Source organism: Chrysiogenia bacterium, assembly GCA_020434085.1.
In the GTDB taxonomy this organism is placed as follows: Bacteria; JAGRBM01; JAGRBM01; order JAGRBM01; family JAGRBM01; genus JAGRBM01.
Genome location: JAGRBM010000264.1, coordinates 1 through 16474, shown reverse-complemented (window position 1 = coordinate 16474; position 16474 = coordinate 1). Strand labels below are relative to the sequence as shown.

The window sequence follows — 16474 nt, the reverse complement described above, 5'->3', positions numbered from 1 at the left end:
CAGTCGAAGGCCTCCACGATCGCGCGAGAAAACTTCACGAACCTCGAATCGGTGTTCAAGCAATCGAGCGGCGATCTGGCGGCAATTCTCTCGGACCTCAAATACAAGGACAAGGAACGCCAGTCCGCGGCGCTGGCCGGGCACCTCCAACGCAACATGATCTCCAGCGTGAGCGGGAATTGGAAGGGCGTGCGCGACATCGGCGTGCAGCACGGCCCGCTCTACGTGCTGGCGCTGACCAACATGCCCGCGGCCCTGGTGGAGCTGGGTTTCATCACGAACGCCACCGAGGAAAAGCGCCTCTTCAGCGCCGCCTACCAGCAGCGTCTGGCCGAGGGGCTGAAGACCGGGATCGAGGCCTACCTCAAGGAAACCGGGCGCTGAGCCGCGCGACGTGGCAGCCCTTGGCAGGGCCTGCCGCGGCCCCTACCATGCCGGTGCGCCCTGCGTTGGGGCTGCCGGAGCAAACTCATGGCCGTTGAGCCGCCACAGACACCGATTTCCACCCTCGTAGACGAACTCTCCAAGGAACTGGGCACCCCCGGTGAGGGAGAGGTAAAAGTTCCGGCTTTCCGCCCGCGCCATGGCATGGTGCTCGCCGAAGCGGGCAAAGCCTACCTGCGGCGCATGCGCCAGCACATCCGCAAGGCCCATGATGCCGGCGCTCCGAGCCGCGCGGTAGAGCGCGCCTTTGCCGCGGCGCTCGACAAGGTCGTCAAAAAGCTCTTTTCCGACGCGCTCGAATCCGTGAGCGCCAAGCGCAAGACCGATCCCCAGGTGGCGCTGCTGGCCGTGGGCGGTTACGGGCGCGGCGAGCTGGCACCGTTTTCCGACGTGGATATTCTCTTCCTCTACAGCGGTCGCTCTGCGGGCTCGGCCAAGAAAATCTCCGAGGGCGTGCTCTACGGGCTCTGGGACCTGGGGCTCGACGTGGGCTACTCGGTGCGCACGATCGGTGATTGTGTGAAGTTCGCTGAAGAGGACGTCACCGTGCGCACCGCCATGCTCGATGCGCGCCTCCTTGCCGGTGACAAAGGGCTCTGGAAAGAGTTCGAGGAACAGGTTTCCAACAACGCGCTCACGAAGAAACCCGACAAGTATCTCGAAGAGCGGATCTACGCTCTCCAGCAGCGCCACGAAAAATACGGCGGCGAGACGGTTTACCTGCTCGAGCCCAACGTAAAAGAAGGCCTCGGCGGGTTGCGCGATTTCCAGACCATTTTGTGGATCGCGAAAGTGAAGTTCCATGTCGACGATGTGAGCGGCCTTCATCAGCTTGGGTTCCTCAATCGCAGCGAGCTCGAACAATTCAACCGCTACTTCGACTTCCTGTTGCGGGTCCGCCACGAGCTGCACTTTCAGGCCGATCAGAAGAACGACCGCCTGGCTTTTGATCTGCAGCCCAAGGTTGCGCCGGCAATGGGATTCTCCCGTGGGGCGGGTAGCGCTCGCTCGGCCGAGTGGTTCATGCGCCGTTACTACCTGGTCACCCGCGCCGGCGCGCAGCTCACGGGCATGATCCTTGAGCGCATGAGCCAGTACGGGACGAGCCTCCCCAAGCGGATCGCGAGCGTTTGGCGCCGTCCCAAGGACGTGGGCGATGGATTCTATCTGCTCGGTGGCAAGCTCACAGTCCAGGATCCCGAAATCTTTGCGAGCGAGCCCTGGAAGATGATGCTCATCTTTGAGCGGGCCCAGGAACTCGACGTCGATCTCTCGACCAGCGCGCAGGAAGCGCTCTACCTGCACCGGCAGAAAGCCAGTAAGGCCTTTCTCGAAGACGAGCGCGTCCATGCCAGCTTCCGCCGCATCATTCAGGGAAAAACACGCATCTTCCGCACCCTGTGGCTGATGCACGAGCTGCGCCTGCTCACCAAATACATGCCCGAGTTCCGGACGATCACCTGTCACGTGCAGCACGACGCTTACCACGTGCACACGACCGACATTCACACCCTGTTTGCCGTGCGCGAGTTGCGTTCGATCATGAAGGGCGAGCTCGAAAAGGAGCTGCCGCTGCTCACGCAGATTGGCCAGCAGATCGAGCGCCCCCATGTCCTTTATCTGGGGCTGCTCTTCCACGATGTGGGCAAGAACATGGGCGGCAATCACTCGGTCAAGGGCGCCGAGCGTTCGCGAGAGATCTGCGCGCGCATGGGGCTCGATGCCACGGACATCGAGGATGTGGCCTGGCTGGTGAGTGACCACCTGCTGCTCTCGCACATCGCTTTGAAGCGCGACCTCAACGATCCGCGACAGATCTCGGAATTTGCCTCGGCTGTCGGCAATCTCGACCGGTTGGAGATGCTTCACCTGCTGACCACCGCCGACATGCGCGCCGTGGGGCCGGAGGTCTGGACCCCCTGGAAGGGTGGGCTCTGCGACGATGCCTTCCGCGTGACCAAGTATGCGCTCGAACACGGCCGCATTGCCGTCGAGGACCTGCAGAAACTCGCAAACGAGCGAACCGACGCGGTGATCGAAGAGCTGGCCGGGGAGTTTCCCGACACCCTGCTGCGCGAGGAACTGATGCTCTTCCCTTCGCGCTATTTCCTGGTTCACTCGGCCAAGCAGATCGCCCGGCACCAGCGCATGGTGCTCGCCCACCGGACCGAATACGGAGAGGGCGGCACCAAGAGTTTCTCCGACATCCCTGTGCGCATCCAGCACCACCGGATCGAGGGGACGCCCTACTACGAGATCGTTCTGTATTCGCTCGATGTGCCGCGCTTCTTTTCCATGGCGGCGGGCGCTTTTGCCGCCTGCGGACTCTCCATCCTTTCGGCCGACATCACGACGCTCAGCGACGGGACCCTGCTGGACGTCTTCCACGTGGTCGATCCCTTCGGGCGTCTGGCAGAGGGAGAGGCCGGGTGGAAGCGGCTGGAGAAGACCCTCTGCGACGTCCTGCAGGGCAAGGTCCCCGTGGGCAAGCTGGTGGGCCAGATCCGCGAGCCGGTCAACCTGGCGCGCTTTGCCAAGAGCTATCCAACGCGCATCACCTTCGACAACGAGAGCTCGGCCCAATACACGATCGTCGATGTGACCACGGGCGACCGGATGGGGCTGCTCTACAAGGTCACCGGCGCCCTGGCCGAGGCCGGCGTCACGATCAGCCTTGCCAAGGTCTCCACCAAGAAAGAGCGGGCCGACGACACCTTTTACCTCACCGATATCTTCGGCCAGAAAATCGTGGCGACCGAGAAACTGGACCGGATCGAGCAGCTTCTGCGCGAGGCCATCGGCGGAACGGCGCTCTCGACCAGCTCCCTGACGGGGGCCCGGCGGGCGGGGTAGCCCCCTGCACCGGGTCGCTTGCCAGAAGGCCAAAGATTCCGGATAGTTGACCGTACAGTGACGGTTGTGGTAGTCAATTCAGGAATTCCACACGGGAGGGGGACTGGGCGCGATTGCGACCCGGCTCGCTCAGGGACTTGGAATGGATGAAAAAGAGAGAGCAGAACTGCTCTCAAAAGTCAGTATTTTTGCCCAGCTCTCACAGGACGAACTCTCGGACCTTGTGGCCCTGACGTCGGTCAAGGAATACCCCAAGGATACGCCCGTCCTGCATCAGATGGATCCGGGCGACTCCATGTTCATCATTGCCTCGGGCAAGGTGAAGGTTTCCCGCTATGGCGAGGACGGTCGCGAGATCATCCTCACCACGCTGGCCGACGGCGATTTCTTTGGCGAGATGGCGCTGCTCGACTCCGAGCCCCGCAGCGCCGACGTTACGACGAAGGCCCCCTCGGTGCTGCTCTCCATCAAGCGCGATGATTTCCTGGCCCACATCCGGCAGTATCCGACGGTCGCCATCGGCGTGCTGGTGGAGATGAGCCGCCGCCTGCGCCGCGCCGACGAGAAGATCGGCAATCTGGCACTGCTCGACGTCTACGGCCGCGTGGCCCGCGTCCTGCTGGATATCTCCGAGACCGAAGGCGTCGTCACCGACCAGGGCATCACCATCGAAAACCGTCCGACCCATCAGGAGATCGCCTCCATGATCGGCACCTCGCGCGAGACCGTCTCCCGCGTCCTCTCGGACCTGGCCAAGGATGGCTACCTCACCATCCAGGGCAAGAAGATCATCATTCACGGTTAAGAAATCGGTTCATCGATTTGTAGGGGCGGGGTTTACCCGCCCTTTCTTGTTGGATTCCGGTAATTCGAAGAGGGGAAGAACAAATCGCCAAGTCGCCAAGAACGCCAAGAACGCCAAGGAAGATCAGGCACCTACAACACCCTTGGCGTCCTTGGCGACTTGGCGGTTATTTCTCTTCCGGTTTTGCAGGCGCGTCGTCGGCTTCCTGCGCCGGCTCTTCGGGCGTCTCGATCTTCGCGCCCGGCACGGGGCGTCCCTCGCGCTGGGCGATCACTGCTTCGTGGAGCAGGCGGGCCTGTTCGCCGTCCTTGCCCTTGGCCTCCAGAATGGGGGCCAGGGCTTCTTCTGCCTTGTCCCACTTGTTGAGCCGGTAGGCGCAGCGCGCGAGGCCAAGGCGGGGATCTTCCCACTTGGGGGAGGCCTCCGTGGCTTCCTGATAGGAGACAAGCGCATCTTCGTAGCGCTGGAGGTATTCGAGGGTCAGGGCCCGGTTGTGGAGCACGATGCCCGAACCCGGCGCGGTGGCCTTGGCCTCGTCGTAGTAGATCATGGCGCCGCGGTAGTCGCCCTGCTTGAAGCGCACATTGCCCAGGGAGTTGAGAATGCGCGTGCTCTTGGGCAGGGCCAGCCATGCGGCGTAGTAGGCGCTCTCGGCGCGCTTGGGATCTCCCGAATTTTCGTAGATGCGCCCCAGATTGTACTGGGCGGGGGCGAGGCCCGCGTCGAGCAACACCGCGCGCTCGTAGGAATCCCTGGCATCGCCGTACTGGCCCAGCCGTTCGAGAGCCAGCGCCAGATTGTAGTGGGCCAGCGCGTTGCGGGGCTGGCCGCGCACGGCCTGCTCGAAATCGGCGCGGGCCGAGCGCAGGCGGCGGAGCTTCATGTGAACGATGCCGCGCAGAATGAGCGCGCGCGTGGAATTGGGGCGCTCATTCAGGGCTTCGTTGAGTTCCCCGCGCAGTTCCTCGAGATCCTGATCGCGCATCCATCTGGCATCGCCCTCGTCGCCCATCATGCGCTGCTCGATCCGGTCGAGATCGGCGGCACGGGCAGGGCGGGCGAGCGGCAACTGGAGGCTCAGGCCAAGGAAAAGCAGGATCAGGGCGAGGGTGCGGCGTTGAATCATGGAGAACATACCTAGCGCAGGGGAGCGGCTGATGCCACCTAGAGTCCCGCCCGCTCGGCCAGCAAGGCCCAGAGGGCATCCACCCGGGTTTTGAGCTCTTCGAGGGTGCCCGAGTTGTCGATCACGTAGTCGGCGACCGCCTCTTTCTCCTCCAGCGGGAGCTGGGCGGCGATCTTCTGCCGGGCCTCTTCCTCGGAGATCCCGTCACGGGCGATGAGGCGTTCCATCTGGACCTCCGGGCGGGCGCTCACGACGATAAGGGCCTCGTACATCTTGTAGCCGCCCGTCTCGACCAGCAGGGCGGCGTCGTAGATCAGGATCTGCGTCCCGGCGGCCCGCTCAGCCTGGATTCGTTGGGCGGTTTCCTGGGCGATTCTGGGGTGGGTGATGGCGTTGAGGCGGGCGCGGGCCTTCTCGTCGGCAAAGACGATTTTTCCCAGCGCCGGGCGATTGAGCGTCCCGTCGGGGGCCAGCACGCCCTCGCCGAAGGCGGCCACGATGTCCTTGTAGGCCGGTTTCCCCGGTAGGACCACGTCGCGGGCAATCTGGTCAGCGTCGATCACCCTGGCGCCGTGCCCGGTGAGCAGGGCGCTGACCGTGCTCTTGCCGCATGCGATTCCGCCGGTTAGACCAAAGATCTTCATGAGAGTTGCTTCGCCCCGGAGGGCCCCGCGCGCTGGGGGAGGGCCATCCTCTCATTTGATGGCCCCGAAACGGGAAATTGTCAATGATTTCAGGAGCCAGCTAGGCTACATAGCGAGTATGGGTGAGGCTGAAAAAGAAGCGGTCGAGTCGGTCCTTCTGGTCGACGGAGACAGCGCCGCGCGTGCAGCGCTGGCGGACTATCTCAAGGCCCAGGGGCTGCGCGTGCTGCAGGCCAGCGGCGCCGACGAAGGCTTCGAGATCTTCCGCGACGTGCGCCCCCAGGTGGTGCTCAGCGACGTGATTCTGCCCGAGGGCAGCGGTCTCGACCTGTGCGCCCGGGTTAATGATGCCAGCGGCACCCCGGTGATTCTGGTCAGCGACGTCGTTCGCACCCGCGACCAGCAGCGCAACATTCGTGAAGAGTTCGGCGCCCGCGGCTACTTCATCAAACCCCTCGATTCCGAACAGGTCTACAACGAAATCATCCGCCTTGGAAGCGGCGCGGCGCCGCGCGTGAAGCTCGACCTGCGTCCCGACGCACTCGACTTTTCTCCCGATCAGATCGAGCGCGGTGAGCTGGGTAACTTCACCTACCCTTTGCTGCTCATGGCAATCTTCCGTGGGCGCGAGACCGGCGTGCTCAGCATGGAGCGCGAGCTGGCCACGCGCACGCTGTATTTCCTGCGCGGCGTGCCCGTCTACGTGGCCAGCCAGAACCGGCAGGAAAATTTGGGCCGGCTTCTGGTCGAAAAAGGCCGCATCACCGAGGAGCAATACCAGCAGGCCACGCAGCTCATGCAGGTCAAGAACATCCGGCAGGGCGAGGCGCTCATCGAGCTGGGGCTGCTCACGTTTCAGGAACTCTACAGTGCGTTGCAGGAACAGGCGCGCGAAAAGCTCATCCAGGGTTTTACCTGGGACAGCGGCAGCTATTCCTTCTCGCGCACCGAATCCTTTCTCGACAAGCTGACGCTGCTCGAACTCGATTCCCACTCGGCGGTGGCCGAGGGCGTCAAGCGCTTCTACGGCGTGCCCAAACTCGGCCCGCTTTTTGAAGCTGCGCAGGGGGCCTACCCGCAGGTCAATGAGAATTTCGTTCGCTACTTCGACCGCCTCGGCCTGAGCGAGGATGACCGTCGCATGGCCAATTCCCTTCGCGGGGTTGAGCCGGTTCACGATTTCGTTGCCCAGTCGAACATTGAGATCAAGAACTTCCTCCGGGTGCTCACCACGCTGCTGCTCTGCGACATGGTGGTGCTGCGCACCGAACCCCGGCCGGCCGACGACCTGATGCTCAGGCGGACGGGCCGCGTGAGCGACGAGATCAACCCCGTCAGCGAGGAAGACGAGAAGATGCGCGAGGTAATCATGGAGAATTACCTGCGCGTCAATTCCTACAACTACTTCCAAGTGTTGGGCGTTTCGGCGGAAAATACGACCGACGAGCGCACCCGCGAGCAGTACGAAAAGCTCTCGAAAAAATACCACCCCGACAACTACGCAAAGTTCAATCTGGGTCCCGTGGCATCGAAGCTCGAAGAGATCTTCCTGAAAGTGGAACTGGCCTACCGCACGCTTTCCTCGGCTGCGAGCCGCGCCGAATACGAGGCCTTTCTTGAGCGGAGTAAGGAAATCGTGCTCAGCGACCTCTCGGCAACCCTGGGGGCGGAGATGGAGTTCTGCAAGGGCCAGGAACTGCTCGAACAGGGGGATTTCAACGGGGCCATCGACGCGCTTCGCGTGGCGGTGGAGCAGAATCCGCTGGAGCCCGAGTATCACGTCCACTTCGGTGTGGCGCTCTTCCGCAGTGATACTACGCGCTCGATGGAGGCGCGCTCGCACATGAACCGGGCGCTGGCCATCGATCCCAACAACGCGATGGCACTGCTCGAACTGGGCCGGATTTATGCCTATGAGGGCAAGCACATGATGGCCAAGCGCCATTTCGAGGCCGCGCTGGCGGTGCGTCCCGATGACGAGGCCATTCAGCGCGACCTGCACCAGATCGACACCTTGATCGAACAGACCAAGGGCTCAGCGCCGGCCTGATTCCAGCGCTGTTTTCCGGGGCGTTGCCGCGACCGGGCCAATCGCTCTATACTTAAAATCAGCCGAATTTCAGCGATTTGTGCGGCCCGCCAGGTCGTCACGGCATTGTGGAGTATTCACCATGGCCTCGCCCGAGGAATCAGAAGCCGCCCGCAAGCTCATCAACGAGAGCTATGCCCGCGTTCACGAGGGCAACCACTTCGAGGTGCTCGGCCTTGAGCCCGAAGCGGGCGAAGCCGAAATCAAGAAGGCCTATTTCCAGTTGGCCAAGCAGTTTCACAGTGATGCCTTTGCCGGCATGGTTTTGAGCGGCGAGGACAGGAGCAAGGCTGACGAGATCTTCGGCAAGATTACGGACGCCTACAACGTCCTCAGCAACACCGAGAAACGAGACCACTACAAGGAAGTGCTCGCCGGCAACGCCGTCGAAGAGGACGAAGCCGTCGAGCAGGCCCAGCGCGCACTGCGCGCCGAGATGGAGTTCCAGAAGGCCGAGATCTGCGTCAAGCAGGGCAACATGGATGAGGCCGAACAGTACTTGCGCCTGGCCATCAAGGTAAAAAGCGATGAGGCCGACTACTGGGCACTTCTGGGCTGGGCCACCTACAAGAAACGCAAGGGCGATCCGGTCGTGAACAAGCAAAAGGGCAAGGCCTATCTCAAGAAGGCGCTGGAGATCAATCCGAACTCCGATCAGGCCTATCTCTACATGGGTTATATCGCGAAGATCGAGGACAAGCCCGCCATTGCCTACGACATGTTCCGCAAGGCCGTGCAGCTCAACGACAAGAACGCCGCCGCCGCCCGCGAGGCAAAGGCCTTTGCCTCGCAGGCGCAGCGGGTCATGAGCGCCGGCGCCGAGAGCAAAGAGAAAAAGGGCCTCGTCGACTCGATGAAGTCCGTCTTTCGAAAGCGCTAGCCGTTTAGCGTCCCCTCGAATTTTTCAGAAAAATCAGACCGCAACCTGCGCAGGCGCGGCGGAAAGCGCGATTGCCCGCGATCCCTGTTCGAGCTTCGCGCCGGGAGTCAGTACCCGGATGCGGGCGCCGTCGATTTCCATGAGCGGGAAGGGTGCCTCGGAATCGGCGAGCATCTCAGTGGGGACCGTCAGGTCCTGCTCGATTTCAATTGTTTCAATCGATCGCACGTCAGCGGCAATCGCGCGGCTCAGTTGCATGATGTCAAAGCTCTCGGCAAAGGCCACGGCGCCGACACCGGTGCCGGGCACTTCTGTTCTGGAGCTAACATCGCTCTCGGCTTCGTTGACCGCCCGCCAGAGGGTGGCGCTCCCAAGGAAGGGGCGGGCAGCCACGCAGGCCAGGGCATTGACCTCATCGTTGGCTGTCAGCGCCAGCAGGTTGCCGATGGTGGGGTCGAGCACCTTGGTGAGGAATCCTCCGTCCAGGGCATTGCCCTTGACCGCCTCGAGACCTTCCATGCGGGCGCGGATGCAGTTGGTCAGGTTGGTATCGACCATCACAACGGTGACGCCCTGGGCGCGCAGCGCCTTGCCAATGGCCACGCCCAGTGCGTGAGCCCCGATGATGAGGAAGCCGCGCCGCTCGGGCTGCGCGACGCCCAGCGCCTTGGCGACAAAGCCAGCGCTCAGACCCTGCGCGAGCACGGTGGTCGCGATGGTGAGAAATACGAGCGCTTCGAGCAGCTCGGTTCCCTCGAAGCGGTTTTCGGGCAGCGAAATGTTGATCAGCGAGGCGACCGAGGCGGCGACGACGCCGCGCGGAGAAATCCATGAGAGAAAGAGTTTCCCGCGCATGGAAATACCCGAGCCGGCGGTGGAGACAAAGATGTTGATCGGGCGCACGAGCAGGGCGACGGCTGCGACGACACCAAAGAGCATCCCGGTGCTGCCGCGCAGGGCTTCGAGATCGATGCCGGCCGCGAGGATCAGGAACAGCCCGGCGACCATGAGGTTCGAGACCTGACCGCCGAAGCGCTGGAGGTCCTCGATGTTGTGGAGCTTCATGTTGCCCAGCACCATGCCGACCACGGTGGCGGCCATGATGCCCGCCTCGTGGCGCACGAGCTCGCCAAGCCCGAAGGCGGCCAGCGCCATGGCAAGGGCGAATAGATTGCCGCTGTGTTCTTCCTCCACGGGCCAGAGCGAGCGTTTTCGCAGCAGCGCACCGCCGGCGAAACCAACAATCAGGCCCACCACCGTGCCGCCGCCCAGCACGAAGAAGAAGTTCACCAGCGTGCCCGTGATGGAGGGTTCCTGGCTGAGGTAATATTCGAGGAGTACAACGCTGACGACCGCGCCGATGGGATCGATGAGCACGCCTTCCCACTGGAGAATGTTTGCCAGGCCCGGCTTGAGGCGCACCCTGCGCAGGATCGGGCCGATCACGGTGGGGCCGGTAACGATCATGATCGAACCGAACAGGAGGGCGACGGGCCAGTCCAGGCCGGCAATCCAGCGGGCAGCGGCTGCCGCGCCGAACCAGGTGATTAGCGCGCCGACGCTCAGCAGATTGCGGATCGGTCCGGTGGCGATGCCACGAAGCTGGGCGAAATTCAGGGAGAGCGCGCCCTCAAAGAGGATGACGACGACCGCAAGGCGGATCCCCTGATTGAGCGAGCCGCCCAGCGCGCCGGGGTCGATGAGCCCCAGGCCCGACTGGCCAAGAACGACGCCCAGAGTGAGCAGGAACACGATGCTCGGCAGGCGCACGAGCTCGGAAACGACGAGGGCCGTGACGCCCACCGCGATGGTGGTGATGATGGTACTGCTGAATGGGTCCAAGAAATCCCCCGCTCCCCGCAGCGCGGGGAGGTCTGTTCTTGCTGCAGGCCCTTACGTTACCGATCTTCGCTGGAAGCCGTCAACGCCTCTGCCTTGCGGGTCTGGACGCGCGCGAGAATGCGGCGAACCATGAGTCCGATCGAAGGAACGGCCAGAATGATGGCCGCCACGCGAAAGGCGCGGGGAAGGGGGGTCGCCCCGGCGCCCGGGATGTCGAGCATGACCTGGGAATGCCAAAAGAGCTGGGTGAGCACGAGAAGGCTGAACACGGAAATCGGAAGCAGCAGCGAGGGGCGCCGCTGCTTGAACAGCAACACGCTGAACGCGACGAGGTGCGCGCCAAAGAGGATCAGTAGAAGTATCTGCCGTAGTTCCATTTCAGCCGCCGCTCACGCTGAGCTTGCCTACCAGAAGGCTGGGCGAGCCCACGCCGCTGGAGAAGCGAAGATCGCTGCCCACCAGCTCCACGCGCTTATACAGGTCGAAGAGGTTCCCCGCAACCGCCATCCCCTTGAAGGGATGGGCGATTTTGCCGCCGCGCACGACCTGTCCGGCGCAGCCGAAGGAAAACTCTCCGGTAACCGGGTTGGCGGTGTGCACGCCCATGAGTTCGGTAATCAGAAATCCGTTTCCCATCTCGGAGAGAAGTGCCGGAAGTGTGTGTTTGCCCTTCTTGACGAAGAGGTTGGTCACCCCGACTTCGGGCGCGCCGGTAAAGCCGCCCGAACGAACGGCGTTGCCCGTCGAACGCGCACCCTCGCGCCGGGCGCTGGCGCTGTCATAGAGATAGCCCAGCAGCTCGCCGCAGCTCACCAGATGGGTGCGTTGCTGGGGGACGCCCTCATCGTCGAAGAAAGCGCTGCCCTGGCCCTTCTTGAGCAGGCCGTCATCGAGGATGTCGATGTGCTCGCCGAAGACGCGCTTGCCGCGCTTGCCCTCCAGCCCCGACATGCCTTTTTGCACCTGATCGGCGCAGAAGGAATCAGCCATGACGTCGAGCAATTCGGACGCAGCAAGGTTCTCGAATACGACAGGGCCGGATTTTCCCGGTACGGGCCGTGCGCCGAGCTGGCGGACGGCGTCGCGAGCCGCGCCGCGCGCAACGCGGGCGGGATTGAGCTCGGCGAAAAATCGCACATCCTGAAACTCGTAGCCGGCTTCGGATTCGTCCTCGTCGCCGGCGACGGCCATGACGCTCAGGCCCGCCGAGGTTTCCCTGTCTTCGAGGCAGAGCCCCTCGGAATTGCGCAGGTGAAGCCAGCTCGCATCTTCTTCGTAGCTTGCGCTGCGCACCTGGGTGATCCGCTTGTCGGCGGCGCGGGTGGCCGCTTCAAGCTCGAGCGCCATGGCCACGCGCTTTTTCTGCGAGACGCGAGAGAGCGCGGGGTCGAAGAGGGCGAGGTCTTTTTTCGGAAGGCGTTGTGGAGCGATCAGCGCGAGGGCCGGGTCGGGCGTGGCGTAGCGCGCGGCATCGGTCGCGGCACGTGCGGCGGCATCGAGGGCTTCGGCCCTAAAATTCGTCGTGAATGCAAAACCCGGCGCCCCGCCGCGCAGGACGCGAACGCCCACGCCGCGGCTCACTGCGCGCTGGAGACTCTCGACCTCGCCGTCCCTGGCCTCGACCGAAAGCTCGCGCGTGCCGCTCAGATAGATCTCCCAGCCATCCACGCCGGCGCTACGGAGCACGCGCTCCAGGTGGCGCAGGGCGGCCTTGTCGCTGAGGTAGGCCATCTAGCGAGCTGGGGCCTCGGACTGCCGGAGAAGCTGGCGCGCGGTGGTGCGCACTTCCTTGGTAACGGCGCTGCCGCCGAGCATCCGCGAGATTTCTTCAACGCGCTCGTCTTCACCAAGCACGTCGACGCGCGTCTGGGTGCGGCCCTTTGTGGCGGCCTTGCTCACATGCAGGTGGCGCTGGGCCTGGCAGGCGATCTGGGGCAGATGGGTGATGCAGATGACCTGAAAATTCTTCGAGAGGCGGCGGATCTTGCGGCCGACTACTTCGGCGGTGATGCCGCCAATTCCCGCGTCCACTTCGTCGAGCACCAGGGTTCGCACACGGCCGGGCTCGGTAAGAATGAGGCGCAGGGCCAGGAGCACGCGGGAGAGTTCGCCGCCAGAGGCGATCTTGGCCAGCGGGCGCGGCGTCTCGCCCAGGTTGGGCGCAAAGAGGAATGCCACCTCATCACTGCCGTGGGGGCTCAGGCGCTCTTCTTCACTCACAGCCGCGATGAGCTGCGCGGCGTTCATGTTGAGGTCCTCGAGCTCGCGACAGACTTCTGCGCCAAGCCGGTTGGCCGCCTCCACGCGTGAGGCATGGAGTTTCTTCGCAACCTGCTCGGCTGCCTCACGGGCCTTCTTCTCGGCACGCCGACGTTTTTCGAGCGCCGAGTCGTAGTCTTCGAGGGATTCGAGCTCTTCGCTGATCTTCGCATAGGTGGCGATCAGCTCATCGACGCTCTCGGCGCCGTGCTTGCGCCTCAACTTGGCGAACAGGTCGAGGCGCGACTCGATTTCGTTGAGGCGGCTTTCCAGCTCGTCGCTGTCTTCGGCAAAACCGGCGGCAGCGTGTTGCAGGCTTCCGGCGGCTTCTTCGAGAAGCGGCGCGGCCTCGCCCAGCAGGCGCGCGGCCTCGGCGAGGTTCTCATCGAGCTTGGCCACGGCGGCCAGGTCCGCGCTCAGCGCATTGACGCGGTCGATGATGGCGTCCTCGGATTCGTAGAGCGCGCCGTAACCGGTGCCGGCGGCCTGCACGATCTTCTCGGCACCTGCCAGCCGCGCGCGTTCGGTGTTGAGAGACTCTTCTTCGCCTTCCTGTAGCGCGGCGTCGCCGAGTTCCTCGCTCAGGTAGCGCAGGTAGTCGATACGCCGGGCGCGCTCTTCCTCGTCGGTCTGCAGGGAATCGAGCGCCTGTTTCTCGACCTGCCAGGCGTCGAACTTCTCCTGCATTTCACAGAGCAGCTCTCGGTGGGCGGCGTAGGAATCGAGCAGGTCGCGCTGGTCGTCGTTCTCAAGCAGGGCGTCGTGGGCTGCGAAGGCGTCGAGCAGCTCGCGCTGGGTCTCGGCGTGCAGCAGGGTATGGTGCTCGTGCTGCCCCAGAATGTTGAGCAGCTCGCGCCCGATGCGCGTGAGCAGATTCAGTGGCGCGAGCGAGCCGTTCACGAAGACGCGGTTCTTGCCCTGGGCCGAGAGGGTGCGCTTGACGATGAGGGTGGATTCCACCTCGATGCCGGCTTCTTCGAGCAGGGCGGCGATGCCGGGCGCATCCCCGTCTTCGAAGGCGGCCTCGACCGAGGCTTCGTCGGCACCGGTGCGGATCAGGTCGGTACTGGCGCGCGCGCCGAGAACCAGATTGAGCGCGCCGACAAGGAGGCTCTTGCCCGCACCGGTCTCGCCGGTGAGCACGGTGAAGCCCTCGTCGAACTCCAGGGCGGCTTCTTCAATGACCGCAACATTTTTCAGACGCAGTTCTCGAAGCATGGGTTTAGTCGGTGGTGGTCTTGTTCCAGTGGAACTTTCCGCGCAGCACTTCGTAGTAGCTGCGGCCTGGGATCCGCACGAGCTTGGCCGGATGCTTGCTCTTGCGAATTCGTACGATGTCGTCCTTGGCCATGGGGTAGGCCACCTGCCCGTCGATGGTCAGAGTGGCCTCTTCCGATGGTTCCTTGAGCTTGATGGCGACTTCCGAAGTATCGGGAATCGCAATGGGCCTGCCCGATAATTGATGCGGGCAGATGGGGGTGAGCAGGAAGGCCTGCACCGAAGGGTGCAGCAGCGGCCCGCCCGCGGCCATGGAGTAGCCGGTAGAGCCCGTGGGGGTTGCAACGATGAGACCGTCGGCGGCGTACTCGGTGAGCTGCGAGCGATCGATGCGTACGTCGAAGCGGAGCAGGCGCGCGATGGAGCCCTTGTCCACGACTGCGTCGTTGAGGGCGGCGAAGGTCTCGACTTCCTTCTTGCCGCGCAGCACGCTCACTTCGAGCATGGTGCGCTCTTCTACGGAGTATTTGCCTTCGATGACGGAAGTGAGGACCGGAATCATCCGGCGCCGGGAGACTTCAGCGAGGAATCCCAGGCGCCCCATGTTCACGCCGACGAGCAGCGCGCCGGTATGGGCGACCTCGCGCGCGGTGGAGAGCAGGGTGCCGTCGCCACCAAAGACGACCACGAGGTCGGACTTGATGGTCTTGACGACCTTTACCTCGCCAATGCCCAGGACCTTCGCCACGGGGGCACGGGCGCTGACCTGGATCTTCTGCTTGAGCAGCCAGTGGGCCAGCTCACGCCCGAGTTCGAGGATGGCCTCGTCATGGCGCGCACGCAGCACGATGGCGACGGATTCGATGGTGGACACCGCTCTGTTGCTCTCCCCTGGTTTCGTTGCAAGGCACCCTAGCACACCGGGGGCGCTGGGCCGCCCGGTTCGCCCGCGCAGTGTAGCGTGTGCTAAGCCAGAGCGCGATGGACCTTTTCGATCAATTACCGCCCCAGATGCCAAAAGCGCGCAAGGATGCGCCGCTGGCCGAGCGGGTGCGCCCCGAGGGGCTCGCGGATGTGGTCGGGCAGGAAGATCTGCTGCGCGAGGACGGGCTGCTGCGCGTGGCGCTCGAGCGCGGGGAACTTCCATCCATCGTCTTCTGGGGGCCGCCGGGAACGGGAAAAACGACCCTGGCGCGCATCCTTGCCCGGGAGGCCGGGCTGCCCTTCGTTCCCTTCTCGGCCGTCGCGGGCGGGGTGAAGGAAGTGCGCGAGATCGTCGCCGAGGCCGAGCGTCGTCACCAGCGCGGCGGCAAGCCGACCCTGCTGTTTGTCGATGAGATCCACCGCTTCAACAAGGCCCAGCAGGATGCCTTCCTGCCCCACGTGGAATCGGGAACCATCGTGCTGATCGGTGCGACCACGGAGAATCCCTCTTTTGAGCTGAACGCGGCGCTCCTCTCGCGTGTGCAGGTCGCGGTTTTGAAGCCGCTCTCGGTGGATCAGCTTTCCGGGGTGCTGGCCCGCGCGCTCGCCGACGAAGAGCGCGGCCTTGGGGAGAAGAAGCTCCGCGCGACCGAAGAGGCACTTCGGCGCATCGCCCGCCAGAGTCGTGGCGACGTGCGCCAGGCCCTCAATTTGCTGGAGACGGCGGCGACCCTGGCGCAGGCGTCGAAGGCAAACGAGATCAACGAAGAAGTCGTGAGCCGCGCGCTTGAGAGTCGCCCGATTCGCTACGACAAGGCAGGCGAAGAGCACTACAACATCGCCAGCGCCTTCATCAAAAGCATGCGGGGTTCCGATCCCGACGCAGCCCTCTACTGGATGGCGCGCATGCTGGAGGCAGGCGAAGATCCCAAATTCATCGCCCGGCGCATGGTGATCTTCGCTTCCGAGGACGTGGGCAACGCCGATCCGCAGGCGCTCACGCTCGCGATCTCCGTGGCGCGCGCCGTGGAATTCGTCGGCCTGCCCGAGGCGCGCATCAACCTGGGGCAGGGAGCGAGCTATCTGGCCTGCGCGCCCAAGTCGAATGCCAGCTACGCCGCGCTGGAGGCCGCGCGCGCGGAAGTGCGTGGCAGCGGCCCGCTCGAAGTGCCGGCGCACATCCGCAACGCGCCCACCGCGCTGATGAAGGAACTGGGCTACGGCAAGGGCTACGAATATGCCCACAACTACGACGATGCAAGCTCCGCCCAGACGCACCTTCCCGAAGAACTGATCGGCACGGAGTTCTACAAGCCCACCGACCATGGCGCCGAAAAGGAAATTGCCGCGCGGCTTGAGGCGCTTCGAAAGAAGCGCCGCGGGCAGTAGT

General features: G+C 63.8%; 13 protein-coding genes. 6 read left to right on the top strand and 7 right to left on the bottom strand.

Annotated elements, in window-relative coordinates:
- The 3 genes from KDH09_08930 to KDH09_08920 all read left to right on the top strand — a co-directional run.
- The coding region (locus KDH09_08930) for an N-acetylmuramoyl-L-alanine amidase (protein ID MCB0219803.1) at window positions 1-384 on the top strand (384 nt) is incomplete at its 5' end.
- 87 nt (window positions 385-471) lie between these two features.
- Window positions 472-3297, top strand: a complete 2826-nt coding sequence (glnD, locus tag KDH09_08925) for a [protein-PII] uridylyltransferase (GenBank protein ID MCB0219802.1) — start codon at window positions 472-474, stop codon at window positions 3295-3297.
- 142 nt (window positions 3298-3439) lie between these two features.
- Entirely contained in the window at window positions 3440-4102 is a 663-nt protein-coding gene (locus tag KDH09_08920) for a Crp/Fnr family transcriptional regulator (GenBank protein MCB0219801.1), read from the top strand.
- A 166-nt stretch (window positions 4103-4268) separates the two neighbouring features.
- On the opposite strand, the gene KDH09_08915 is transcribed toward KDH09_08920, so the two are convergent.
- Window positions 4269-5228, bottom strand: a complete 960-nt coding sequence (locus KDH09_08915; GenBank protein ID MCB0219800.1) for a tetratricopeptide repeat protein — start codon at window positions 5226-5228, stop codon at window positions 4269-4271.
- A 38-nt stretch (window positions 5229-5266) separates the two neighbouring features.
- A complete protein-coding gene (locus KDH09_08910; GenBank protein ID MCB0219799.1) occupies window positions 5267-5872 on the bottom strand; it encodes a dephospho-CoA kinase in 606 nt (201 codons plus the stop codon).
- Window positions 5873-5990: 118 nt separating this feature from the next.
- On the opposite strand from KDH09_08910, the gene KDH09_08905 reads away from it, so the two are divergent.
- Together KDH09_08905 and KDH09_08900 are read left to right on the top strand one after the other, a co-directional pair.
- On the top strand, window positions 5991-7922 hold the full coding sequence (locus KDH09_08905) for a response regulator (protein ID MCB0219798.1): 1932 nt from the start codon (window positions 5991-5993) through the stop codon (window positions 7920-7922).
- Between the two features lie 121 nt (window positions 7923-8043).
- The gene (locus tag KDH09_08900) at window positions 8044-8841 is read left to right on the top strand and encodes a DnaJ domain-containing protein (GenBank protein MCB0219797.1); all 798 of its coding nucleotides are present in this window, start codon (window positions 8044-8046) and stop codon (window positions 8839-8841) included.
- Window positions 8842-8874: 33 nt separating this feature from the next.
- Here the strand turns inward: KDH09_08900 and KDH09_08895 are convergent, their stop codons facing one another.
- From KDH09_08895 to KDH09_08875, 5 genes are read right to left on the bottom strand one after another with little or no spacing between them, the layout of a single operon-like run.
- Complete coding sequence (locus KDH09_08895; GenBank protein ID MCB0219796.1) at window positions 8875-10683, bottom strand: sodium:proton antiporter; 1809 nt, start codon at window positions 10681-10683, stop codon at window positions 8875-8877.
- 56 nt (window positions 10684-10739) lie between these two features.
- Entirely contained in the window at window positions 10740-11060 is a 321-nt protein-coding gene (locus KDH09_08890; GenBank protein ID MCB0219795.1) for a hypothetical protein, read from the bottom strand.
- Window position 11061: 1 nt separating this feature from the next.
- Window positions 11062-12414, bottom strand: coding sequence for a TldD/PmbA family protein (locus tag KDH09_08885; GenBank protein MCB0219794.1), 1353 nt, complete (start codon window positions 12412-12414; stop codon window positions 11062-11064).
- Window positions 12415-14160 (bottom strand): DNA repair protein RecN, encoded by a 1746-nt coding sequence (locus KDH09_08880; protein ID MCB0219793.1) that lies wholly within the window; start codon window positions 14158-14160, stop codon window positions 12415-12417.
- A 4-nt stretch (window positions 14161-14164) separates the two neighbouring features.
- Complete coding sequence (locus tag KDH09_08875) at window positions 14165-15034, bottom strand: NAD(+)/NADH kinase (GenBank protein MCB0219792.1); 870 nt, start codon at window positions 15032-15034, stop codon at window positions 14165-14167.
- 107 nt (window positions 15035-15141) lie between these two features.
- Between KDH09_08875 and KDH09_08870 the strand changes: the two genes are divergently transcribed.
- Window positions 15142-16473 (top strand): replication-associated recombination protein A, encoded by a 1332-nt coding sequence (locus KDH09_08870; protein MCB0219791.1) that lies wholly within the window; start codon window positions 15142-15144, stop codon window positions 16471-16473.
- Window position 16474 lies beyond the last annotated feature (1 nt).